The sequence below is a fragment of the Fodinibius sp. Rm-B-1B1-1 genome (genome assembly GCF_038594945.1).
In the GTDB taxonomy this organism is placed as follows: domain Bacteria; phylum Bacteroidota; class Rhodothermia; order Balneolales; family Balneolaceae; genus Fodinibius; species Fodinibius alkaliphilus.
In genome coordinates this window covers 1,361,367-1,383,428 of sequence record NZ_JBCFYD010000001.1, presented here as the reverse complement: position 1 = coordinate 1,383,428, position 22,062 = coordinate 1,361,367, and the positions used below count along the sequence as shown (strand labels likewise).

The window sequence follows — 22,062 nt, the reverse complement described above, 5'->3', positions numbered from 1 at the left end:
TACTGCTTACTGTATTATTGTTAAATTGATTATTTATTAACTAAAACTATTTATCACTTACTGCTACTGTTTCAATGTCTCCGATCGGTACTTCTACACCATCGATCGAAATTTTAACTCCTTCTCCGGTAAACCGAACTTTATTGGCCGTACCTTCAATAAAGGTGCGTGCTTTTACACTTTCATCACCATTGGTAGCATTAATTTCTACATTATACTGCCCGTCAGGAACGTCTACTCCATCATTGGTTTTGCCATCCCATTTCCAATTATGTTCTCCAGCTGAGGCCCCGTCAATAGTTTCTCGACGTACTTCATTGCCTGATGAATCACGAATGACAATCTCTACTTCGCTGGCAGTATTATTCAGATCATAATTAACATCAGCCCCTTCGCCAGATCCTAAATTAACCTTATTGCTTAAAGCCCGGACGTTTTTGCCCGTCAATGAGGAGGCCATAGAATTAGTCAACTCGGTTCGCATCATCTGTTGGCTTTGCGACAACTGTTCCAGTCCATCATTCACACCAATAAGCTGCTCAACCGAATTAAACTGGGCCAACTGCGAAGCAAACTCCTTGCCGTCCATCGGGTTAATGGGATCCTGGTTCTGCATCTGTGCTACCAGAAGCTGCAGAAACTGATCCTGTCCCATTTTATTATTTCCCGTTAGCGACTTTTCGTTTTGCGATGCTAACTGCGTTTGTGCATCTACTTGTCCTATATCCATAACACTGTCATTTTCATTAATTTATGCGGTCCATTCCATTTGGTTATATCCAAAATTACGGACTGTTTTCGTACGTGCTTCTTCTGTGTGTTCTGCTGCCAAGCTTTCACCGGCAAAGTTATTGCGATAATTCCTTTTCTGACTCGATCGGTCCGTGTTATCCGAAAGCCCTGATTCGTCACCTTGCTGCTGATTTTCAAATTGCAGATCGATATCGGAACCAAATTCCTGCTTCACATGATCGCGGATCTGTTGCAAATTCTGTTGCAAAAACTTACTCAAATCAAGATTCATCGATCCCATTTTAATCTGCAACACACCTTTCGATTCACGCACCGAAAGCTGAATATTCTTTCCATCATCTAATGTAAACGTATGCTTCTGCCAATCACCGGAATTCTCTTTGGCGGAGGAAGCAGCTTGTTTAATACTTTGGGTCAATCCAGGCAAAATCTTCTTTCGGAGCGATACATTTGCAACTGGCATCTGTCCCAACCGCATGGACCCGGAACTGGAACTTGCTTTAGACTCCTTTTCACCAGACGAATCCATTACTTTTGTAACCTGCTCTTCCCAGTTTATTTTCTGTTCCTTCAAACTCGAACTGGAATCCCCAGCCGAGATACCAGAGAAATTCTGTAAATTAAGGGGCTTAGCCTCCTTCTGGGCATTAGCACTCGAAATTCCCAAACGGTTCAATAGCTTATTCCTACCCTCTGAAGATTGTTTTCCAAATCCACGTAGCCCTTTTTCAGCTTTGCCCTTCCCTTTTGTATTCTTCTTTTCGTTCTCACTTTGCACCCCCTTCATCTCCAACCCTTTCGTAGAAATATTAGCTGTGCTGTTCTTCTGGAAGAACGAAGAACCCATCACTTTTTTCTGTTGCTCGGTTAATTCCGTCTTTGCTGTTTGCCCACCATCAAGCTGTAAGCCGGCCTGGGGGTTACCCGAATTAGTATTCTGATTTTTTAATATTTGTCCTTCATCAGGCTGTTTCATTCTATCGGGTTGCACCTGCTTACCAGCAAAACGTTGGGCTTTCTCAAACAACTTGCCCTGCCGTTCCTGGTTTTCAACTCCTTGCTTCAGCAACATTTTTTCTTGTGATTCCTTAGCCTCACTTTTTGCTATCTGCTCATCCTGAGTCTTCGTCTCAACACTACTCTCAACCTCCTTCGAGACATCGGTGCTTAATATCTTTTCTTGTGACGACGCAACGTTCTTCCCGTCGACAGTAGATTGGGCATTTCCCTTCCCTTTTTGGAAATCTTCACCGCCCACCTTCTCATCTGTCCCGTCCACACGAGCTTCAACTCCTTTACCGTCTGAATCAGCATTTTCATTTTTTAGCGCGACCAAATTTTCGGCCGATTTTTTTTCTGTACCAGTCTTTTCAACTCCCTCTTGGTCCTGCTTTTTACCCTCTGAGGTTACTGCTACATTTTCAGCAGTTCCATTTGTGATGGACACATTCGTTGTATCACTATTCGTATTTTTTTCTTCTTCCGAGACATTCTCCGTATTCTCCTCAGAAACATTTTCTGAGGCTTGTTCAGTTTTTACCTTTTCCTCACTTTCTGATGAGGCATCGACCTCATCCCCCGTAAGTTCACTTTTAATATTCTGAAACTCTTTCTGCAGTTCTTTCAGGATACTTTGGTCAGCCTGTTGCAGATTTTTGGCCTCTTCTTCTCCCATTACCGCAAATGATCCTCCAAGGATGTTTTGGGAGATATTTTCCCCTTCAGCAGATTCTTCTTGATCTGAAGAACTTCCGGACAACGCCAATAGCTGCTGTTTTGCTTTACTTGATGAACCCTCACTTTGCAACGATTGCAATAACGCTTTAAAAGCCTGTTCAGAGGAACTCATCCCTCCTTCTTTGCTATTGCTACCGCTGCTTACGGCTTCATCAGCCGAAGCGTTTTTTCCTGCATTGATATTTGATAGTAGCTTACTCAACATTACAATACCTCCGTCATCAATTTGGCAGCGCGATCAGACTCCAGTGATCGTAAAAGTTTTTTTCGTTGTAATCCCGATCCTGCTTTAAAAATCCGTACTAACTGTTCATCACTCATCTTACTTAGGATAGGCGTTAACCTTTCGATATCCAGGTCAAGGAGACTTTTAATATTTTCCGAAAACTCTTCTTCTGATACTTCAGTATTGCCTGTTCCACTTCCAGCCAATGTTAATTGTTGCTCCAGTGAATCATTAACTGTTGATAGAGAATCGACTTCCCTCTGCAGGCTATCAATATGTTGCTGAAATTCGCTGGTCTTTTCTTTCAACTCAGAAAAGTCTTCACCAATATCTTCCACATTTCCATTTGCATCCTCTTCGGTTGCAGCCGAAAGAGAAGACAACTCTACATTTGTCGTATCTCCGATTACAAAATCATCATTATGCTTTTCGGCCACTTCCTTATGTTTTTCTTCATTCAAATATGGAAACAAAAAGTAAATTGCCACGGTCATTGGAAGTAGTGGCACAAAAATATATCCTGCTATTTTTAAAATCCTCTTAATTGGCATAATTGTTATTTACTAAACGTTTGTGTTGCAACCTCATCCATAACTTTGCGTTGTTGCTTGGACATCTCTTCTAAAAACAATTCGCGCTCATCTTCTTTCACCTTTTCCATGATGTGACGCTTTTTATGAACATCAGCTAATTTATCACGCTGGTGCTCAACAGCCGTCTTTATTTTCTCAAGACTGTCATTGACCTGCTTTACCTTCTCATGAAGGTCATTGATATACTGTTGTTGTCGCTGGAGATCATGCAGGTTTATAAATTTATTGCTATCAGTATCATTAATATGACTTTCCAATTTTTTTTGTAGTCGTTCTTTAAGCTCATTCAAATCTTTTTTCCTGTTCAGCTTTTCAGCAAGCTTTTGCTTCTCAACTTTTTCTTCATGCTTTCGAACTTTTAAAACAGGCTCCAACGAAAATTCAAACTTCATAATACTTCAATGCTTTCTATTGAATTATCTTCCGAAGCGAATTCCACAGATCATTATCAAAGTCCGCTTCATTAATACCTTGTATCAAAAATGATTCCAAATCCTCACGTTTTTCCACAGCCTTGTCGATTTTAGGGTTCGATCCCTCCACATAAGCTCCGATGTTAATAAGGTTTTCAGCTTCGCGATAGGTAGTAATCATATCCCGAACCTTACCCGCCAATTCCTGTTGTTCCTGTGTTACAAGATTGGGCATCACCCGCGAAATACTTTCGGGCACATCAATAGCGGGATAGTGATTTTTGTGGGCTAATCGCCTTGAGAGTACGATATGACCATCCAAAATGGACCGCACCGCATCAGCTATAGGTTCATTCATATCATCGCTGTCAACCAATACAGTATAAATTCCAGTGATACTTCCTTCCGATGTTTTACCGACTCGTTCAAGAAATTTAGGCAGCATTGAAAACACGCTTGGCGTATATCCTTTCGTCGTTGGGGGTTCGCCGGTCGCCAATCCCACTTCGCGCTGAGCCATAGCCACACGAGTAACCGAATCCATCATTAACAGGACATTTTTTCCTCTGTCACGGAAATATTCTGCTATCGATGTGGCTGTATACGCTGCTTTAATTCTACTCATTGCAGCCTTATCAGATGTTTCCGCAACAATGATTGACCGTTGTAACAACTCTTCATCAAGCGTATCGTCAATAAATTCTTGTACTTCACGTCCCCGCTCACCAATAAGAGCGATAACATTAATATCAGCATCAGAATAGCGGGCAATCATCCCTAAGAGAACACTTTTCCCGACACCCGACCCGGCAAAAAGCCCGATTCGCTGGCCTTTCCCAATGGTATTCAATGTATCAATGGCACGAATACCGGTATTCATAATGTCATCAATGGGTTGACGCTCTACCGGTGAGGGAGGATCGTTATGCACCGGCTGCTGGCTTCCACATAAGATAGGTCCTTTTTTATCAATAGGATCACCATTGGCATCAACCACACGGCCCAACATTTCTGGCCCCACCGAAACCGTCAGTGACTGCCCCATATATTCTACCTTACATCCCGACCGCATTCCTTTAATACTTTCGTAGGGCATGAGCAGTGCATAGCGATCTTCGAGTCCTACCACTTCGGCGGGAATCACCTCGTCCATAATCGTTTCAATACCATATACTTCACCAACACTTGCTTGCAATCCCGTGCATTTAATAATGGTTCCCACGATCGATGATACCTTTCCATACCGCTTACTGCCATTGATAAAGTCATCGAGATGGCTTCGAATCTGATCCATATGTGTGCCGAGATCGGCCGTATCAGTCATTTCCATGAGGGTAGGGTCATATTATCTTTCAGATCGGCAAGCTTTTCTCTAAAACGATGGACGACCATTTCATTTTGGGTCTCAAACTCAAATTCCCCAGGATTACAATCCTCACTAACACGGATAGAAAGCGAAAGCTCAGGTGCATACTTTTCAACCAACTCTTCCACAAAACGAAAATCCTGCTCACTCACCCAGAGCTGGGGCTTTATCTCATCGTCCGTTTCATGCAGCAGCGCCGACAATCTGTTTTCGAGCTGCTCTCTTATTTTGGGATTTTCGACTGGCAGACCTACAATCTTTTCCACCATATCAAATACTAAATCCAATAGTCCCGGATTCAATAATTGATGACGATAATTCCAATCCTGGTGTGCCTTTTCTACCAGTTGCTCCAGCCGGTCAAGTTTATCATCAACCTGTTGCTCGGCCTCGTTAAATCCTTCCTCATATCCACATTTACGACCTTCCTCAAAAGCTTTTTTACGAGCCTTTTCCAATCGTTGCTCCCACTTACCATCCCGTTTTTTGATAAGCTTCTTTACATCCACTTTCGGTTCTGGCTCGGCCTCTGACTTTTTCTCAGCATCAGATTTCTTATAGCCATTTCCATTAAAAGCCAGATCATAGTCGAGACGATTTTCATCCTCCTCGTACCAATTTAGTTCTTCGGTATGTAAAACGTTTTGATCGTCTTCCATGGAAATCTACTCAACAATTTCTTCTTCGCCCATCTTACGGGTCGTAATTTGTCCCTCTTCTTCGAGCTGTTTTATCTTACGGATGATTCGAGATTGTGCTTCTTTCACATCCTTAAGCGGTACAGGGCCAAGCGCATCCATGTCCTCCTGAAGCATCGCACCGGCTCGGTCAGACATGTTATTTAAAAATGTTTTCTTGACTTGCTCGTCCACACCCTTCAAGCCCATAACCAGATCTGTTTTTTCCATCTCGTTGATGATGGTTTGAACAGTGCGATCGTTGAAGTGAATAATATCTTCGAAAAGGAACATCTGTTGCTTAATATCATCAGCCATTTGGGCGTCGCGCTCCTCAATTTTACCCAGAATGTGACGTTCAACAGCAATTTCCGCTTCATTAAGAATTTGTGCCACGGCATCGGTTCCACTTTTAATACGATCACCAACAGTGTACATACCGCCCATCTGTTCCTTGATCACTTCTTCAATCTCTTCGATAACTTCGGTCGAAATTTTTTCCATCGTCGTAAGACGATAAATCACCTCGGCCTGCAAGTCCCCCTCTAAATGACCCAATATTTCTGCTGTACGTTTCTCATCGAGCTGAGAAAAAATAAGCGCAATAACCTGGGGATGCTCGTTCTTAAGAAAGTTTGTAATCTGTGTAATTTTACTGTCTTGAAAATCATCAAATGCCGTACTTTCTGAGTTTGCCTTCAGCTTCTGGCGAACCTTGTCCGAATCAATATCATCTCCCAACTCTTCTAACAGCTGATTGGCATAATCTTCGCCGCCCTCCAACAGCAGTTCGTCATTATACATCATTCGGTAATACTCACCCATTACCGAATCCACCACCTTGGGCTTAATGTTATCCATACCGGCAATAGCAAGTGTTATAGCTTCAATCTCTTTTTCTTTCATATACTTGAAAAGCGGGGTCGCATATTTTGTACCTAAATTGGTAACAAAAATAGCTGCCTTTTCAGCTCCTGTTAGCTGATCTACATCGCTGATAACTCGCTTTTTATTCTTCTGTGCCATACTGGCTTACTCCTCGTCGTCTGTTGAAATTAACATTGACCGTATGATTTTAGCGGCCTTATCCGGCTTCATGTCAACCATATTTATGATTTCATCCATATCATAATTTTTGCTTCTACTCTCAAGTGCCTTAGCCTTTTCTCCATCATCTCCCATAAGATTTCCAAGCTCCTCTTCGCTCATATCTTCTAATTCTGGTGGCATTTGTCCATCCGTAAATACCTCCTGTTCGTTACCTCCAAATGGAATCAACCCAGGCTGTTCTCCACGCATTTGTCGACGGATACCAAACAATAACCATGCTATTAATCCAAGCGTAATAAATATGACGGCCCATCGTAATACACGAGTCCAAGGCCATGGCCCATCAATCATGCGTCCACCCGGAACTTCTTGCCCAGGATTCCAAAACTCGACCTGTCGGATAGTAATCTCATCGCCCCGATCAACCTTGATCCCCAATGCCGAAGCAATAACATCACGAAACTCCTGCAATTCCTCTTCGCTATAGGGCTCAGTTTCATACACTGTTTCACCCTGTTCATTTACCGTTTCAACCAGTTTATGATTCACCAATACCGAAGCGGTAATATTTTCAATTTCACCTTGTGCTTTTTTATACACTTCCTTGGTTTCACTTACGTCATAGTTACGCGTACGTGAAGAGCTCTCATTTTCATTTGTGGTCGTAACGGATGTTTCTCCCCGCTCTTCGACTGGTGTAAACTCATCGATAGGTACCATTTCAGAGGCTTCTTCCGTTTGAACTTGCTCGTCGCGCTGCTCCGAAATCAAGGTCCGGCTTTCGGGATCAATATTATTCGACTCTCGAACCAAGCTATCAAAATTTTGATCAACAGATACCCGGACGATACTATTTCCCGGACCCAGTACCCGATCCAACATCGTTTGGCCACGCTGGGTTAAATAGTTTTCGGTCTTCTTTTCCGACTTTAACCATCCATCTTCAGATGCGAAACTATCTTCACCTTTTCCGTCATCAGTCAGGCGATTACCCGCATGATCAACAATTGTTACATCTTTGGCTTCCAATCCTTCTACACTACCACTAATTAATGACGTTATTCCATCCACACTTTTTTTATCCAGATTCTCTCCGCGTTTAAGCGTTAGAAGTACTGATGCCGAGGCATTTACTGCCGTTTCCTGAAAAGGGGATCGCTCGGGTAATACCAAGTGTACGCGCGACGACTCAACCTGCTGCAAACTATTAACTGAACGCGTAAGCTCCCCCTCAAGCGCTCGCTTGTTATTCATCTGCTGCATATAATCCGTCATCCCCAGCGAATTATTATCAAAAAGCTCATATCCTTTCATATCTGACTGGGGAGCTCCCATTGGGGCCAGCTCAAGACGAAGCTGATCTACGCGTTCACCGGATACATAAATCGAACGGCCTCCGTTATCCAGTTCGTAATTAACCCCCCGACCTTCGAGCTCGGTAACAATTTCCTGGGCAGCCTCTTGATCAAGTGACCCAAATAACAGGGTATAGCTGGGACTCAGGGCCCAATAGAATACTGTTCCCATAAAAATTAGTATGGCCCCAACTAAACCGAAAAACAGCATTCGCTGTGCGGTCGATAATGGCTCAATAAATTCGTTAAACTTTTCTATAAATGAACTCATTTATCTACTACTATATTTGCATGCGGCTTACTTCTTGATACGTCTCTACAACCTTATTCCGCACTTCCACCATTAGATCGAAACTAAGCTTGGCACGTTGCATCGAAATCATGGCATCATGCACATTGTCTGTTTTACCTGCTATAAGATCCTGGACTTTTGCATCCGAGGTTTTCATCGTCTGATCCACTCCGTTAATGGCATCAGACAATACATCAGAAAAGGATTGCTGGTTTTCTTTTTCGGTGACTATTTCGCGCTCAGGTGAGGCCTGCTCAATATCGTTCACCTGCTGCAATAGACCACTTGCTTCTATTCCTTCAATCATAATATGGTAGGTCTGTTTAGCTTTTTATTTTCTTACTGATTCTTTAAATAAAAATCCCTTATAGATTATTAGATCTGTAATGAACGTTTCATGATTTCTTTTTCCGCTTCGATACTGCTTAAATTAGCCTCGTACATTCTGTTTGCACTCACCATCCGCGTCATTTCCTCGACCATATCGATGTCCGGATAGCGAACCATGCCCTCCTCATTAGCATCAGGATGATTCGGCTCATATTCGTATCGGTAGCTGTCTTCCTCGGCAATGCTAAGATTGGGGCCAAGCGATTGCGGCCCAGAATTACTATCGGCCGACATTTTTGGAGACATGTGCTGTTCACGAGTTTTATTCAAACCCCCCATGCTTTTGCTCAAGACCCGCTGAAAATTCGTAGGTTGTGGCGCTGACGATTGTACCGATTGGGGGCGGTATCCCTTGCCACTCCCCTCAGCAGAACTTGTATTTACATTTGCAATATTTCGGGAAGCCACATTAATGCGTTCTCGCTGTACTGCTAATCCCTTTGCCGCTGTTTGAAAGGCTGAAGAAAGTCTATCAGGTATCATTATTCCGTTTTTTAATTATCGCGTTGTACTTGTAATGCCAGTTTGCAGAGTATCAAAATGATGGCGTAATGAACGGGTGACCAACTGTACCCTCATTTGCGTATCAGCCATCTCAAGAAGTTCATTTTCTAAAACAACCTCATCTCCTGTTTCTTTTATACTTGGATTAACATCATGCATTGCCTTTCCCGACTCCTGCGCTTCTTGCAGTGCATTTTCAAACTCTACACTATGGCGGTTGTACCCCGGGGTATCAATATTTGCAATATTTGATGAGGTAATCTCCTGCCGCAATGAATAACTATCCATTGCTTTGGCCAATAGTTGGCTGTGACCACTGTCAATTATCTGCATAGCAATTAAAATTTATTTTAGATTCTTACACCTTGTTTCTATGAACTCTCATTCATCCGGAACAAAATGTTTTTCCTTAAGTATCAACGTGCGTTAATACTACAGGCAATAGCTATGCCAGATGTCGGTTTTCTTAACACTGGCAGCCCAAATACATTCCAAATTTGTTTCTTAAGATGGGCAACTGCATAAATAACCGCCCCGGAGGTAATTTTTTCCTGCGGAATTTTTAGTTACCCCGATGGTTTAATGTTTAAGTATGCTCAGACACCGCTGATAATTCGAATAATCAAAGGATAAGACAGCCCAGCATTTATAAATATCACGGCTCCTTCTTTTGTGTCTTTAAAGACAATTAACTATGATGTTTCAAATTCAACAGGCCAGTACGGGTTCAGCAGAGATGATACCATTTAATAGTATGGAGCCTACCTTTATCGTTAAGATGGGTAGCAAGAAAATTTGTGAGGCTAATGAGGCGGCGATTGCGGGTCACGATAATCAAAATCCCATCGGTAAGGAACTTGAAGAAATTATCCACATTGTGCCTAATGCCGGACCGAATATTACACCGGCCTATTTTAATAAACAGTGGTTTGTATTGAAACAGGAAACCCTGCTTTGGCAGGGCGATCAACATTTAAAAGTGCGCCTCGAAGAGCGGGAAGGAGTTCCCGGATTTGACGTTATGCAATCCCTGAAAAAGATGATTGGGTTTTTACTCCACCGGGTTCGATCGCCATTAACAGGCATTCAAGGGTATGCAGAATTGATACAAACAAATAGCGATATCGGGGAATCATCAAAATATCTCGATAAAATTAATGAGGGCATTGAAGAACTCTTTGACTTGCTTGATGAACTTGATGCTCTCCAGGAAATTTCGCTGGATCATGTAGATCTCAATAATTTCTCTGTCGATCCCGAAGAAATTGTTAATGATATTCTTGCTGATTATCCCAGTAATGTCGCGCAAAATATCCGTTATAAAAAAACAGAACAGACTTCTGCCCTGCAATGCAATCCCGGCGATATGCGCAGAATTTTATCTTTTTTAATTGATAATGCTGTGGAGTATGCTCCGGTTGAGGAACATCAGATTACCATATCACGTCCCACCCCGAATACCATTAAAGTTGCTCACAACGGTAACCCCATTCCAAAATCGATATCTGAACAACTCTTCTACCCTTTTGTTACGACGAAAGCAAGAAAACTGGGCATCGGCCTGACCATGGCCCTGCTCTATGCCAAACGCTATCATGGTTCTATCTTTGTTACCGACAACAATCCTTTTCGAGAAACCTCCTTTCTACTTTGCTTGCCGCCGGCCAAAGAATATCAGTCTCCCTCTTTCTTGTAATCAATCCTTTTTTTCTTCAAGAGGCCCGGTGAATTGATATAACCTATTGTTCACTGAACACATACCATTGGTTAGCAACAACGTTCAGTTATTCTTTGGTAATCCTAATGGTAGCTGTGTATTTATTTTCTGGTATTTCAATATCGGTTTGGGGATAAGGATCAACCGAAATAAGTGCGACATTATATTTAGAGACCACTTTTTCTTTAGGCTCCAAATAGGCATTAAGCTTCGCTTCCTCGTCATTTATCCGGATTGCAACTTGTGCATTACCAGCCCAAACACATACCACCCCATCCGGGCATCGAGAATCTTCCACAAGATCTACAAATTCAACGGCAACATCCGCTCCCGAAATCATGATTTCTTTGCCAAAATCAGCTTTAATCTCTTCTCCCAGCTCGGGTTGGACAGGAGCAGTAGCATTACGACAACCTATTAACACAAACAAAATACCAGTTACATAAATCACATTTCTCATAATGCCTGATGTTTAGCAACTATTCACTGTAGTATTAAGTTTACTATATTCAAATACTTGTCGCAAGGTACTGACATAAAAAGCCTCCTATTTATTGGTTATTCGGTTTCAATATTAGGCGTTGAAATCCATTCTAAACCCCAACAAAAATAACCTGTCATTAAAATTATCCGATTCTTAAATACATCGGCCTTTATCCCAACCTTCGATCAATAAAAAAAGCGCCCCGCTTGAGCAGGCCGCTTCAATTACCACAAAAAATTATAATACACTACTCACTTTCGGCATTCTCTCCGAGCATACTCACAATTTGATCCTTCAACAGAACATGTGTTAAGGGTTTAGGTACAAAACCCAATCCTTGGCGAAGAATAGCATCAATGCGTTCCTCATCATTCTCGGTAGATACAACTATGGCCGGGATGTGTTGAAAGTCTGGATGATCGTGGACATAGTCGAGCATATCAAGACCATCCATAACCGGCATATAAATGTCAACTAACATCAAGTCTATCTGCTCTTTCTCTTTGAGCACCTTAATGCCCTCTTGCCCATTTTCGGCTTCGTAGATCTCTCCAATCTCGATATCCATCTCAACTGACTGTACCGTATTTTTAAGTACAACACGCATTGCTGCATCATCTTCAACAATCAATACATTAATTTTCATCTTACTCTACACTTAAACGATTAATTTTGAAACTTATATTATACAAAAAAAGCAACTAACAGCGATACAACTGAAATAACTATTGCTATTCCCGCAATAAAAAATAAGGTCTCACGCTGCTTTTTTTCAGCATATTTATCTGCTAAAACCGATGCTACCAATGGAAAGTTCACGCTTAACCCTTCAAATTTTTCCGTAGTAAAAAACGTCGTCACCTCTCCATCAGCATCGGTATAGCTGTATTTTTTGTTAAAGTGATAAAAGATACGACCAAAAATCATATCCTCTTCTACCCCACAAGCTTTTGCGATATCTTCGACCTCAATAGGCACCCGGATACGTGCAATACGATCGGGTTCTTTTTTGGCATACTTGCGAAAGTCTTCATGGTACCGAAAATAAATATCCTCAAGTATTTCTAAATCTGTTGGTATCTCATCCATTTGTACCCCCGTTTAAGATATTGGCATCCATACCAATATATATGTGACTGCATTCCACAAAATGGATTGCAGTATTATCTATTCTCAATTTTAAAAGTTACCGGCAATGAATACTTCACCTTTACTTTTTCTCCCTCATGTACTCCCGGCTTAAAATCAACTTTAGTAATTGCTTCTGCAGCTGCATCTCCACAACCGCCGCCAATATCTCGAATTACTTTAGGATTTTGTGCTTGTCCATTCTCATCAACTATAACCTGCAAAAATACGCGTCCAGAAATTCCTTGCTTAACCGCTTCCTTAGGATATTTTATTTTTTCATATAGTGCAGGAAGCCCTCCTTCAATTTCTGGCATTTGATCCACCACACTATACACCTTGTCAGAGTCTTGTGCCATCACATTATTCGATAATCCCGATAAGGTGAATAATATTAATGCTATAGCTGATACCGCTGCAACTGTTGATTTGATACGTTTAGAAGTTTTCATAACAAAATTAACGTTTAGTTTTTACTGTTTCCCTTTTCCTATTGAACCTATATGGCTCATCATATCTGTCACTAACAAAGCAGTATTTTGGAGCCTACTCCAGTTAGGTTACTGCCTTAAAACCCGTTTACACTATTATTGTCAAACTTTGTGGGTTCGCCATTTTTTGACTGCTCATTATTCTCTGATCCATTATGATTTTGGTTTTCATGGTATTCAAAATCCTCATCAAAACCATTGGAATGAGCGCTGTTTGCTGCCTGACCATCTTCTTGATGGGCCTCATCTTCTACGCCGGCCAAATCTACCAGGGCATCAACAATATTCGTTAACTCCTGTGCTTGTGAGGACAGCTCTTCTGCCGAACTGGCCGACTCTTCGGATGCTGAAGCATTACCCTGAACATTTTCATCCAGTTCAGTCATCACCGAATTCATCTCCTCAATTCCCTTTTGTTGCTCAGAAGATGCGGCCGATATTTCTACAACAAGCGTGTTCACATTTTCGACACTATCTTGAATTTCTTCGAGATTCTCAGATACTTCACTGGCCACCTCGGCCCCGCGCTTAGAACTTTCCTGTGAGCTTTCAATTAGCTCTGACGTATTTTGAGCTGCCTCAGCACTTCGTTGGGCCAAGTTGCGAACCTCTTCGGCTACCACTGCAAATCCTTTTCCAGCCTCACCAGCACGCGCCGCTTCTACTGCAGCATTCAGTGCCAGCAAATTGGTCTGGAAAGCAATATCATCAATTGTTTTAATAATCTTAGATGTTTCGAGCGAAGATTCTTGGATCTCTTCCATCGCTTCATTCATACGCTCCATCGCTTCAACCCCATCTTCTACCTTGGGTTTGGCCTCTTTCATCGCCACTTCTGCCTCTTTCGCATTTTGGGCAGCCTGTTTTGATTGCGCCGACATCTCTTCAAGCGAGGCAGTAGTCTGCTGTAGCCCTGCCGCCTGCTGATTCGAACTCTCAGCTAATTCCTGGCTGGTACCACTCATCTGCACAGCAGAATCATTTACCTGTTCAGCACCGGCAGAAAGTCGCTCAATAATGTTGCTTAACACATACCTAATCGCCTCATTCATATAGTAGCCAAAGCCAATCGCACCTACTACTGCAATAGCGACCCCAATGCTCAAAAACCACAGCGAATTTGCAACCGTTGTTTTTGTCAAAGTTCCCTGGTTATTAGCCCGTTCCCTGGCATTTACAGCAAGATCTGAGGCATTATTAACAATATTCTCATAGGAGTCGGCCCGAACTTTTTCCTGTGCTTCAACTGTTTTTCGAGCGTTAATCATCGCCTTAACATTAGCCACATTATCATTTAATACGGCCAATGCAATGCTTAACTGAATATCCCGCTCCGGATCGGTTACCCCTTCATATAATGTTCCCAGTTCAGAACGAAGCTCCTCAAAATCACTTTGCAGCGCTGTTAACTCCTCTGCATTTTTTAATGCTTCGGATTGCCAGAGCTTGGCCATACTATCCAAAAAACGCTTCGTAATATCATCGGCGTTTGCAAGCTCTTCTTGTACCGCGCGTATATCTTCAGTATCTGAAAGGTTTTGAATACTTGCATTAGTAATCGAAGAATATTCATTCATACTACTAACAAACTCTTCCGAAGATTGGGCTGCATTTCCCCTGTAGAGATCTAACTCCTCAATAGCTTCGTGAAAGACCGTAACCGATTCTCGATATTTTTTATATGCCGTATCAATCTTTACAAGGCCTTCTCCCAGTGTAGTAACTCCCAGCGAATCCGAAATTAATTTCCCTCGCTCAATTTCCTTGCCCACACTATCAAGTTTGGCTATTGCTCGTTGATATTGTTCATCATCACGTGAGCTTTTGTATTGCGACAAGCTATACCCAGACTCCCACATATCATTCTCGATAGAACTTCCTATCTCCCATTCAACTAAATTTTCTTCGGTAAGTTTTTCCGTATAGCCGTTAATAAAATTTAGAGCCACAATAGCCGCTACCCCTACAATAAGCGTCATTAGCGCTCCGCCGGCTACGATATATAGTATCCGTTTACCTATCGTCTTATTTTCATCCCCATACTTGGAAAGGAATCCTCGTAAAAGCTTCTTATGAAAACTCATGTCGTTCCCCTTAACTCGTTGAATTTATTATCATTTGTACCTTGCCATAGAGCTGTATATTGAACCTTTCAGCAAAATTGTACTGCTGATATACATAGAAACTTCTAACTTCTCATCGCACAGATATCACCAGTGATTATTTTATCGGTGAAATGCTTAGACACTTAAATATTTTCTCAAATATTACCATTTGTCAGCTTGCTTGCCCCACCCTGATCGGCAGATGTATTAATTCCCAACAGGTATCAAAAAGAAAGTGTCGTCCCTACCAAGGACGACACTTTAGGACTATTAGGATTGTAAGGAATACTCTTTACTCAGTCTGGCTTTAATTAAAAGCCACTAAAATCATCCTCATCTTCGTCAAAAGGAATCAACTCACTGCCATCTGTATTTCCATTCTGGGATTCCTGACCCTGAAACTTCTTGTTTATCGATTCAGAACCATTACTGTTGGCAGAGTGTGAGTTGTTATGACCATTACTATTTGAGCTCCCATTCTTGGAGGTCTTTTCCCAAGAACTATTGCCTTTTTTCTTAATTTTTTCATTCACACCGCCCACAAGAACCGATAATTCTCTTACTACATTATTCAGTTCAGCAGCCTGCGACGACAACTCCTCGGCAGAACTTGCTGATTCCTCAGAAGCCGAAGCATTACCCTGCACGACATTATCCATTTCGGACATGGCCGAGTTAATTTCCTGAACGCCATTGGTTTGCTCTTTAGAAGCTGCCGAAATTTCTACAACCAGTGTACTTACATTTGCTACTTTTTCTTCAATCTTCTGCAAGTATTCCGAAACCTCCTGCGCTACCTCAGCTCCACGCTCAGATCTTTCTTGCGAATTTTCGATCAGCTCGGAAGTATTTTGTGCCGCCTCTGCACTTCGCTGTGCAAGATTTCGAACCTCTTCGGCCACTACCGCAAATCCCTTTCCAGCTTCACCGGCTCGCGCTGCCTCTACGGCAGCATTCAATGCCAACAAGTTCGTCTGAAAAGCGATATCATCAATCGTATTAATAATTTTAGATGTTTCATCAGACGACTCTCGGATATCTTCCATAGCCCCCTGCATACGATCCATCGCATCTACTCCTTTTTCAACTAAAGGCTTCGCTTCTTTCATTGCTGTTTCAGCTTCTGCTGAATTCTCATCCGTTTGCTTAAGTTGCGATGAGATCTCTTCAAGCGATGAGGTAGTTTCCTCGAGGCTGGCCGCCTGCTGGCTAGAACTTTCTGCCAGCTCCTGGCTGGCGCCCGACAACTGCTCGGCCGACGCATCAACCTGTTCAGCCCCACTGCTTAAACGACCAATCATTTCTTTAAGCACTCGGTTTATTGAACGCTGCACTAATGCTCCCAATACTATAGCTAAAAGAACAGCCAATGCACCTATTCCCGAGATCAACCAAAAATTTGTATTTGCAGTAGTACTTGTCAGTCGAACTTCATCCCTGGTATGATTTTCAGCTAATTCTGTAACACTTAGCGACTGCGCAACTAACTGATCAAATACGGCAAATACCTGTTGTTCATTATTTTTAAGCTGATTATTAGAATCCCGCATTTCTGTAATAAGTGAAACTTTATCATCGATCAAACTCTTTGCACGATCCAACTGAGCCCAACGTTCGGTATCAGTATCAATGTCACCAATAATGCCATCAACCTGGTCACTAATTTGGTTATAAGAATTGATAACATTCTGCCATACATCTCCATTATTACTTGTAAGTCCCTCCCACATCCTTCGCTCATTATCCGTAACAAGAGCTTTAAGCTCAGTTACTGCTTGAATATTCTCGGCCTCAGGATTTTGGATATACTCATCAAGAACGGCTAATAGCTTTTCAGATGAAGTCGCTACCCGCTCCCTGTTTTTTTCAAGACTTTCAGCAGCTGAGTAATACTCCTCCATACCTTGCCGATAACGTTCAACGGCTTTATTCAAGCCCTTCATTTCTTGTACTAAATCAGGTAAGCCAAACGCTTCTATATATTCTTCAAGCTCTCCAATTTCGCCATTTATTTTCTCAAATCTTGAAATCGCCTGCTCATAATCTGCGTCTTCTCCTGTCCGCATATATCTCTGAAAATCACTATCGGCATTTCGCACTGCAATATCTAACGCCGCCGAAGACCCCCATTCTTGAATGTAGGCCTCATCAATTATTGTCATAGAACTATTAATATTATTGAACGCATAAATAGCTATTGCCCCAATAATTAATGTTAAAGCTACTCCTCCATAGGTTAACAGTTTAATCCGTTTACCTATCGTCCATTGTTCATTATTGTCAGAACCACTACCTGTTATCTTCTCCGTAAATGCCATAACCTATCCCCATATTAAATTTGCTGAATTAGTTTTCTCTACCCTCCGCCATCCTCTGATTTGTCAAGTACTGCTTCAGGCACGTCAAACAAAACCTTATGCACTTCTATAATCATCTTCACCGAATCATCTACCTTCCCGATACCGGAAAGATATTCACTCTGCTCTCCGGCACCTACCGAAGGCACTTCTTCGATATCTGATGTGTTAATGTCGACTACCTCAGATACCTGGTCGACCAACACGCCCATCAAATACTCTTCGTGCTGGATTACGATAATGCAGGTCTCGTCGGTATCCTCAATCTCTTCGAGGCCAAATCGTGTCCGTAAATTCATCACCGGAACAATTTTACCACGAAGATTTAACACGCCGCGTATGTAATCGGGCATCTTGGGCACAGGAGTTATTTTCATCAATCCTATAATCTCCTGCACCTTCAAAATTTCAATTGCATACTCTTCTTCACCCAGAAAGAACGTAAGGAACTTACCTCCATCCACATCTACGTCCGAACTGGAATCTGTTTCCTGCCCTAAAACTTCTGTATCACTCATAGCTAAAATGGTCTGTTAAGATATTGTAAGCCAATTGATTGAATCCCTATTATCCTGTTAATCAATTGGGCTGATGTTAATTCGCTCCTAAATCAGGTAATTTTTATCGTCCTATTGAGCGACTTCTTAAATTATTTTTGGCGGGAAAACAGTTTTATTCCTTATATCCACTTCTCCATTTCTGCCATAAGTTTTTCCGGCGTAAATGGTTTGTGAATAAACGTAGCCCCATAACGGCTCAATTTTTCAATTCTCTCCTTATTACTCTCTGCCGATACAATAAGAATGGGAATGTTGTTATTTTGATCTCTCTTTTTGACCTCTTCCAACATTTGCACACCATCCATGATAGGCATATTGATATCTACCAAAAGCAGATCAATGGCATGCTCTTCTAACAATGCAAGTCCTTCTTTACCATTGCTGGCCTCAAATATTGAAGCGCTGTCGTAGCCACAGATATTACATGCACGTTCAATTACTTTGCGCATTATGAGACTGTCATCAACAACCAAAATTTTAACACCCATAGCTACATTATTCGTTATTATGACTTTTTAAGTGGTATTATACCACCTTTTCTTTCGTTCTTTCCACAATAGCTGCTGCTATTTTTGTTAGCGGTAGTGTTTCGGCAACGGCATCCATCTCATACGCTTTCTTCGGCATCCCATATACCACACAAGTATCTTCATTTTGTCCAATGGTATGGGCTCCCTGGTCTCTCATTTTCTTGAGTCCTTTCGCTCCATCCGATCCCATTCCGGTTAAGATAACACCAGTGGCATTTACGCCCGCCGCATCAGCCACAGAGTTGAACATTACATCCACACTCGGTCGATGGTGGTGAACCGGAGGACCCTGCTTAATTTTTGTGTAATACTTCGCCCCCTTTTTCTGAACAAGCATATGATAATTGCCGGGGGCAATAAGAATCTGGCCGGGCTGAATCCAGTCGCCATCTTCTGCCTCTTTTACATTTACCCGGCACACCGTATCTAACCGTTCAGCAAAACTTTTCGTGAATACCGGGGGCATATGCTGCACAATCACCATACCGGGTAATCGTGGAGGTAAAGAAGGCAATATTTCTTCAAGAGCTTTGGTCCCCCCCGTAGATGCTCCCACCGCAATTAACTTTTTTGTTGTCTGTTTAAGTCGAGCCTTTTCATTTCCATTATTGTTTATCTGAACGGGCTCTTTACTTTTCTGCAATTTCCTGGAACCCGACTTTACATTGGCCTTCGAAGCCGCCCGTACCGCTTTTATAATTTTTTGAGATATCTCTTTCGTCGAATACGCTGAGCCCGGTTTACAAATAACATCCACAGCCCCTAACCGAAGCGCCGTTAATGCATTCTCACTATTTTTGGGTGTCAATGAACTTACCACCACAACTGGCATGGGATGGTGTTTCATCACTTTCGACAAAAAAGAAAGGCCATCCATTCGGGGCATTTCCAAATCCAACGTCAACACATCCGGTTTCAGTTCTGCAATTTTTTTCCGCGCTACATAGGGATTAATCGCAGCCCCGACCACTTCAATATCTTTCTGTTTACCCAGCTCTTTAGTGAGAAGCTTTCGAACTAAGGCAGAATCGTCTATAACTAATACTTTTATCATGATGCCTCCTAAACTTGATAGTATACTTCAATATCCGCTACTCCTTCATTCAGAAATACCCGAACAGATTCTTTTTCAGCTCCATCAAAAGCGTATTCCTGATCCCCTTTCCCATCAATAAGCCGGGGCGGGTTGATGTAACAAATTTCATTATCACGACTAAACATGGGCGCTATATTTCCACTTATAATATTCGCTACCTCACACAGAGCTTCTTCTTTTTGTTTTGTGTCTGGTTCTTCAATACCCAACATATTCCCGGCCATTGCCCTTAACAAAGAAGTTGAGGGACTAATTACAACCAACCCCTTGGCAGCTCCATCAAACTCAACAATTGTTTTAATCCCTGATGATGCGAACTGGCTATTGTCCTCATTGCCAACTTCATCTTTTTCAAGGGGAAATAGAAAACATGTGATTTCAAATGTTTCTACTGCCGTTTCATAAATTTTGCTACTGTACGACATGTTGGGAGCCACCATTCTTAAAGTTATGTACCTTTTTCCGCAGCATCCGCCAACTAAATGGCTTATGAATATACCCAAGGCCACTGCTTGTAATCGCGTTAAACAATTTCATATCCCTTCTTGAGGTCAATACAATAGTCGGAATTTCCGAAATATTAGGATCTGAACGTATCAGTCCCAGCATTTCCAAACCATTCATAACCGGCATATCAATATCAGTCAACATTAAATCAATCGAATGCTTTTTTAATAACTCAAGCCCTTTCTTACCGTTATCGGCTTGGTATATTTTATTGATCTCGATATCCATTTTAGCAAGCGTATCATTGATTTTTGTACGCATCCGTTTGTTATCTTCAACAACCAAAATATTCAATGCCATAAGAACTCCCGATAGTTAACATATTGTTCGAGATTAAAGATTTGTTTTCTTATCGGTCAAATTCCCATAGAATTCAGTTGATTTTATACTTTCTCTCAAACATTAAAACAATTTAATGTTTGAATCAGCTATTCGCCGCTATCGGCTTTTTGTTAATAGAGATATATCCATCCGCAATTTGCAGAGCCATCGTCCGTGATTTATTTCCTCCAACATCCTGGCTGGTAATCATAAATTTATTTTTCCAGAGAAGCTTACGGAGAACCGTGATATTGCGTTTCCCAATTTTAAAATAATCATCTTCACCCTTTGGCTTCATACTGGCCCCTCCGGCTACAGTAATTTTTAGGTTTCTTTTTTTGGCTCCGAGGTTATATAATTCATTCAGTAGTAACTGAAATCCGGTATCAACATACATAGCCGGTTTGCGGGCGGCTTTTTCAGGGTCGGCCTTTGATAATGGCAACATCACATGCAACAATCCCCCTACATTAATAGTAGGATCATACGCAGCAATCCCCAGACAGCTGCCCAATGCATACGTAATAAGGGTCTCGCTGGTGTTGGATGAGACCCTAAAATCACTAACCCCTACCACTGTTTTCATACTAAGGTCATTTATTTTTTCCGATACACCGCCGGACTTACATTTTCAAAATTCCGATCTGCACTTGCAATACTTTCGGAGTGCCCCAAAAACAGGTATCCCCCCGGCTCTAAAATCCGCCGAAAGCGGGTAACTAACTCTTGCTGGGTCTGCCGATTAAAATAGATCATCACATTGCGACACATAATCACTTGAAACGGTCCATTTAGCGGCCATTTCTTTTTCAAATTTAATCGACCATAAGTAATCATTCGTCGTACTTTTTCTGATACGCGATACTTACTGCCATCCCCTTTGTCAAAGTATTTGCGAATAATCTGGGGAGAAACTTTTTTAAACCGTTTTGCCGGATATACGCCTCGTTTTGCTGTACGGATGACATCGCGTGAAATATCCGTACCCAAAATTTTTACCGTCCGTGGATTTATATTTTGTTCCTGGAGTACAATCGAGCACGTTACCGGCTCTTCGCCCGAAGAACAACCAGCCGACCACCATTTTACTTGCCGACCATTAATTTCTGGCAATACATTTTGTACGATGAAATCGAAGTGCTGACTCTCTCTAAAAAAACTGGTTTTGTTTGTCGTTAACACATCAACCAACGCCAAAAACTCTTCGCCCGAAGAATCCTCCTCGAGGTATTTGATATAGTGGGCAAAATCTCTCAGTCCCAGCTTACGGATTCGTTTCATCACTCGTGCCCGAACCAAAGCCTGCTTACCCTCATGAAGATTTATTCCACAATAGTCATAAATCTTGGACTGTATCGTTTCAAATTCTGCCTGTTTTAACTTCATTATTATCAGTTTTTAACCGGTAGT

The 22,062-nt window shown here is 41.9% G+C and carries 25 protein-coding genes; 1 reads left to right on the top strand and 24 read right to left on the bottom strand.

Annotated elements, in window-relative coordinates; genetic code table 11:
• Nucleotides 1–46 precede the first annotated feature (46 nt).
• The 11 genes from AAFH98_RS06275 to AAFH98_RS06225 form a co-directional block, all read right to left on the bottom strand.
• Nucleotides 47–730 carry a flagellar hook assembly protein FlgD gene (locus AAFH98_RS06275; RefSeq protein ID WP_342521841.1) on the bottom strand — a complete coding sequence of 228 codons (684 nt, stop codon included), beginning with the start codon at nucleotides 728–730 and terminating at the stop codon, nucleotides 47–49.
• A gap of 21 nt (nucleotides 731–751) precedes the next feature.
• The gene (locus AAFH98_RS06270) at nucleotides 752–2,695 is read right to left on the bottom strand and encodes a hypothetical protein (RefSeq protein ID WP_342521840.1); all 1,944 of its coding nucleotides are present in this window, start codon (nucleotides 2,693–2,695) and stop codon (nucleotides 752–754) included.
• Entirely contained in the window at nucleotides 2,695–3,267 is a 573-nt protein-coding gene (locus tag AAFH98_RS06265) for a hypothetical protein (RefSeq protein ID WP_342521839.1), read from the bottom strand. Before AAFH98_RS06265 ends, AAFH98_RS06270 begins: the two co-directional genes overlap by 1 nt.
• Before the next feature lie 5 nt (nucleotides 3,268–3,272).
• Nucleotides 3,273–3,701 (bottom strand): flagellar export protein FliJ, encoded by a 429-nt coding sequence (gene fliJ / locus AAFH98_RS06260; RefSeq protein ID WP_342521838.1) that lies wholly within the window; start codon nucleotides 3,699–3,701, stop codon nucleotides 3,273–3,275.
• A gap of 16 nt (nucleotides 3,702–3,717) precedes the next feature.
• Complete coding sequence (locus AAFH98_RS06255; protein ID WP_407935491.1) at nucleotides 3,718–5,016, bottom strand: FliI/YscN family ATPase; 1,299 nt, start codon at nucleotides 5,014–5,016, stop codon at nucleotides 3,718–3,720.
• Nucleotides 5,017–5,042: 26 nt separating this feature from the next.
• Entirely contained in the window at nucleotides 5,043–5,747 is a 705-nt protein-coding gene (locus AAFH98_RS06250; protein WP_342521836.1) for a FliH/SctL family protein, read from the bottom strand.
• A 6-nt stretch (nucleotides 5,748–5,753) separates the two neighbouring features.
• Nucleotides 5,754–6,791, bottom strand: coding sequence for a flagellar motor switch protein FliG (gene fliG, locus AAFH98_RS06245; protein ID WP_342521835.1), 1,038 nt, complete (start codon nucleotides 6,789–6,791; stop codon nucleotides 5,754–5,756).
• 6 nt (nucleotides 6,792–6,797) lie between these two features.
• A complete protein-coding gene (gene fliF, locus AAFH98_RS06240) occupies nucleotides 6,798–8,441 on the bottom strand; it encodes a flagellar basal-body MS-ring/collar protein FliF (RefSeq protein WP_342521834.1) in 1,644 nt (547 codons plus the stop codon).
• Nucleotides 8,442–8,451: 10 nt separating this feature from the next.
• Nucleotides 8,452–8,769 carry a flagellar hook-basal body complex protein FliE gene (gene fliE / locus AAFH98_RS06235; RefSeq protein WP_342521833.1) on the bottom strand — a complete coding sequence of 106 codons (318 nt, stop codon included), beginning with the start codon at nucleotides 8,767–8,769 and terminating at the stop codon, nucleotides 8,452–8,454.
• Nucleotides 8,770–8,837: 68 nt separating this feature from the next.
• Nucleotides 8,838–9,335 carry a flagellar basal body rod protein FlgC gene (locus AAFH98_RS06230; RefSeq protein WP_342521832.1) on the bottom strand — a complete coding sequence of 166 codons (498 nt, stop codon included), beginning with the start codon at nucleotides 9,333–9,335 and terminating at the stop codon, nucleotides 8,838–8,840.
• A gap of 15 nt (nucleotides 9,336–9,350) precedes the next feature.
• Nucleotides 9,351–9,689: a flagellar basal body rod protein FlgB gene (locus AAFH98_RS06225; protein ID WP_342521831.1), complete on the bottom strand. Its 339-nt coding sequence runs from the start codon at nucleotides 9,687–9,689 to the stop codon at nucleotides 9,351–9,353.
• Nucleotides 9,690–10,050: 361 nt separating this feature from the next.
• Here AAFH98_RS06225 and AAFH98_RS06220 point away from each other — a divergent pair, with 361 nt between their 5' ends.
• Entirely contained in the window at nucleotides 10,051–11,052 is a 1,002-nt protein-coding gene (locus tag AAFH98_RS06220; protein ID WP_342521830.1) for a sensor histidine kinase, read from the top strand.
• A gap of 88 nt (nucleotides 11,053–11,140) precedes the next feature.
• Here AAFH98_RS06220 and AAFH98_RS06215 read toward each other — a convergent pair whose 3' ends face one another.
• The 13 genes from AAFH98_RS06215 to AAFH98_RS06155 all read right to left on the bottom strand — a co-directional run bounded on the left by AAFH98_RS06215 (nucleotide 11,141) and on the right by AAFH98_RS06155 (nucleotide 22,038).
• Nucleotides 11,141–11,533, bottom strand: a complete 393-nt coding sequence (locus tag AAFH98_RS06215; RefSeq protein ID WP_342521829.1) for a hypothetical protein — start codon at nucleotides 11,531–11,533, stop codon at nucleotides 11,141–11,143.
• A gap of 271 nt (nucleotides 11,534–11,804) precedes the next feature.
• The gene (locus AAFH98_RS06210) at nucleotides 11,805–12,203 is read right to left on the bottom strand and encodes a response regulator (RefSeq protein WP_342521828.1); all 399 of its coding nucleotides are present in this window, start codon (nucleotides 12,201–12,203) and stop codon (nucleotides 11,805–11,807) included.
• A gap of 38 nt (nucleotides 12,204–12,241) precedes the next feature.
• Nucleotides 12,242–12,646: a hypothetical protein gene (locus AAFH98_RS06205; protein ID WP_342521827.1), complete on the bottom strand. Its 405-nt coding sequence runs from the start codon at nucleotides 12,644–12,646 to the stop codon at nucleotides 12,242–12,244.
• 74 nt (nucleotides 12,647–12,720) lie between these two features.
• Nucleotides 12,721–13,137, bottom strand: coding sequence for an energy transducer TonB (locus AAFH98_RS06200; RefSeq protein WP_342521826.1), 417 nt, complete (start codon nucleotides 13,135–13,137; stop codon nucleotides 12,721–12,723).
• A gap of 116 nt (nucleotides 13,138–13,253) precedes the next feature.
• Nucleotides 13,254–15,260, bottom strand: a complete 2,007-nt coding sequence (locus AAFH98_RS06195) for a methyl-accepting chemotaxis protein (RefSeq protein ID WP_342521825.1) — start codon at nucleotides 15,258–15,260, stop codon at nucleotides 13,254–13,256.
• A 332-nt stretch (nucleotides 15,261–15,592) separates the two neighbouring features.
• Nucleotides 15,593–17,599 (bottom strand): methyl-accepting chemotaxis protein, encoded by a 2,007-nt coding sequence (locus tag AAFH98_RS06190; protein WP_342521824.1) that lies wholly within the window; start codon nucleotides 17,597–17,599, stop codon nucleotides 15,593–15,595.
• 38 nt (nucleotides 17,600–17,637) lie between these two features.
• A complete protein-coding gene (locus AAFH98_RS06185; RefSeq protein ID WP_342521823.1) occupies nucleotides 17,638–18,156 on the bottom strand; it encodes a chemotaxis protein CheW in 519 nt (172 codons plus the stop codon).
• Nucleotides 18,157–18,317: 161 nt separating this feature from the next.
• Nucleotides 18,318–18,686: a response regulator gene (locus AAFH98_RS06180; RefSeq protein ID WP_342521822.1), complete on the bottom strand. Its 369-nt coding sequence runs from the start codon at nucleotides 18,684–18,686 to the stop codon at nucleotides 18,318–18,320.
• 37 nt (nucleotides 18,687–18,723) lie between these two features.
• Entirely contained in the window at nucleotides 18,724–19,782 is a 1,059-nt protein-coding gene (locus tag AAFH98_RS06175; protein WP_342521821.1) for a protein-glutamate methylesterase/protein-glutamine glutaminase, read from the bottom strand.
• Between the two features lie 8 nt (nucleotides 19,783–19,790).
• Nucleotides 19,791–20,249: a chemotaxis protein CheX gene (locus tag AAFH98_RS06170; RefSeq protein ID WP_342521820.1), complete on the bottom strand. Its 459-nt coding sequence runs from the start codon at nucleotides 20,247–20,249 to the stop codon at nucleotides 19,791–19,793.
• Nucleotides 20,236–20,631 (bottom strand): response regulator, encoded by a 396-nt coding sequence (locus tag AAFH98_RS06165; RefSeq protein WP_342521819.1) that lies wholly within the window; start codon nucleotides 20,629–20,631, stop codon nucleotides 20,236–20,238. Before AAFH98_RS06165 ends, AAFH98_RS06170 begins: the two co-directional genes overlap by 14 nt.
• Nucleotides 20,632–20,755: 124 nt before the next feature.
• Nucleotides 20,756–21,238, bottom strand: coding sequence for a chemotaxis protein CheD (locus tag AAFH98_RS06160; protein ID WP_342521818.1), 483 nt, complete (start codon nucleotides 21,236–21,238; stop codon nucleotides 20,756–20,758).
• 11 nt (nucleotides 21,239–21,249) lie between these two features.
• A complete protein-coding gene (locus tag AAFH98_RS06155) occupies nucleotides 21,250–22,038 on the bottom strand; it encodes a CheR family methyltransferase (RefSeq protein ID WP_342521817.1) in 789 nt (262 codons plus the stop codon).
• Between the last annotated feature and the right edge of the window lie 24 nt (nucleotides 22,039–22,062).

Bases quoted from the DNA above. Each gene is read 5' to 3' on its own strand.
- AAFH98_RS06275 (WP_342521841.1), bottom strand. From the start codon at position 730: ATGGATATAGGACAAGTAGATGCACAAACGCAGTTAGCATCGCAAAAC.
- AAFH98_RS06270 (WP_342521840.1), bottom strand. From the start codon at position 2,695: ATGTTGAGTAAGCTACTATCAAATATCAATGCAGGAAAAAACGCTTCG.
- AAFH98_RS06265 (WP_342521839.1), bottom strand. From the start codon at position 3,267: ATGCCAATTAAGAGGATTTTAAAAATAGCAGGATATATTTTTGTGCCA.
- fliJ (WP_342521838.1), bottom strand. From the start codon at position 3,701: ATGAAGTTTGAATTTTCGTTGGAGCCTGTTTTAAAAGTTCGAAAGCAT.
- AAFH98_RS06255 (WP_407935491.1), bottom strand. From the start codon at position 5,016: ATGGATCAGATTCGAAGCCATCTCGATGACTTTATCAATGGCAGTAAG.
- AAFH98_RS06250 (WP_342521836.1), bottom strand. From the start codon at position 5,747: ATGGAAGACGATCAAAACGTTTTACATACCGAAGAACTAAATTGGTAC.
- fliG (WP_342521835.1), bottom strand. From the start codon at position 6,791: ATGGCACAGAAGAATAAAAAGCGAGTTATCAGCGATGTAGATCAGCTA.
- fliF (WP_342521834.1), bottom strand. From the start codon at position 8,441: ATGAGTTCATTTATAGAAAAGTTTAACGAATTTATTGAGCCATTATCG.
- fliE (WP_342521833.1), bottom strand. From the start codon at position 8,769: ATGATTGAAGGAATAGAAGCAAGTGGTCTATTGCAGCAGGTGAACGAT.
- AAFH98_RS06230 (WP_342521832.1), bottom strand. From the start codon at position 9,335: ATGATACCTGATAGACTTTCTTCAGCCTTTCAAACAGCGGCAAAGGGA.
- AAFH98_RS06225 (WP_342521831.1), bottom strand. From the start codon at position 9,689: ATGCAGATAATTGACAGTGGTCACAGCCAACTATTGGCCAAAGCAATG.
- AAFH98_RS06220 (WP_342521830.1), top strand. From the start codon at position 10,051: ATGATGTTTCAAATTCAACAGGCCAGTACGGGTTCAGCAGAGATGATA.
- AAFH98_RS06215 (WP_342521829.1), bottom strand. From the start codon at position 11,533: ATGAGAAATGTGATTTATGTAACTGGTATTTTGTTTGTGTTAATAGGT.
- AAFH98_RS06210 (WP_342521828.1), bottom strand. From the start codon at position 12,203: ATGAAAATTAATGTATTGATTGTTGAAGATGATGCAGCAATGCGTGTT.
- AAFH98_RS06205 (WP_342521827.1), bottom strand. From the start codon at position 12,646: ATGGATGAGATACCAACAGATTTAGAAATACTTGAGGATATTTATTTT.
- AAFH98_RS06200 (WP_342521826.1), bottom strand. From the start codon at position 13,137: ATGAAAACTTCTAAACGTATCAAATCAACAGTTGCAGCGGTATCAGCT.
- AAFH98_RS06195 (WP_342521825.1), bottom strand. From the start codon at position 15,260: ATGAGTTTTCATAAGAAGCTTTTACGAGGATTCCTTTCCAAGTATGGG.
- AAFH98_RS06190 (WP_342521824.1), bottom strand. From the start codon at position 17,599: ATGGCATTTACGGAGAAGATAACAGGTAGTGGTTCTGACAATAATGAA.
- AAFH98_RS06185 (WP_342521823.1), bottom strand. From the start codon at position 18,156: ATGAGTGATACAGAAGTTTTAGGGCAGGAAACAGATTCCAGTTCGGAC.
- AAFH98_RS06180 (WP_342521822.1), bottom strand. From the start codon at position 18,686: ATGGGTGTTAAAATTTTGGTTGTTGATGACAGTCTCATAATGCGCAAA.
- AAFH98_RS06175 (WP_342521821.1), bottom strand. From the start codon at position 19,782: ATGATAAAAGTATTAGTTATAGACGATTCTGCCTTAGTTCGAAAGCTT.
- AAFH98_RS06170 (WP_342521820.1), bottom strand. From the start codon at position 20,249: ATGTCGTACAGTAGCAAAATTTATGAAACGGCAGTAGAAACATTTGAA.
- AAFH98_RS06165 (WP_342521819.1), bottom strand. From the start codon at position 20,631: ATGGCATTGAATATTTTGGTTGTTGAAGATAACAAACGGATGCGTACA.
- AAFH98_RS06160 (WP_342521818.1), bottom strand. From the start codon at position 21,238: ATGAAAACAGTGGTAGGGGTTAGTGATTTTAGGGTCTCATCCAACACC.
- AAFH98_RS06155 (WP_342521817.1), bottom strand. From the start codon at position 22,038: ATGAAGTTAAAACAGGCAGAATTTGAAACGATACAGTCCAAGATTTAT.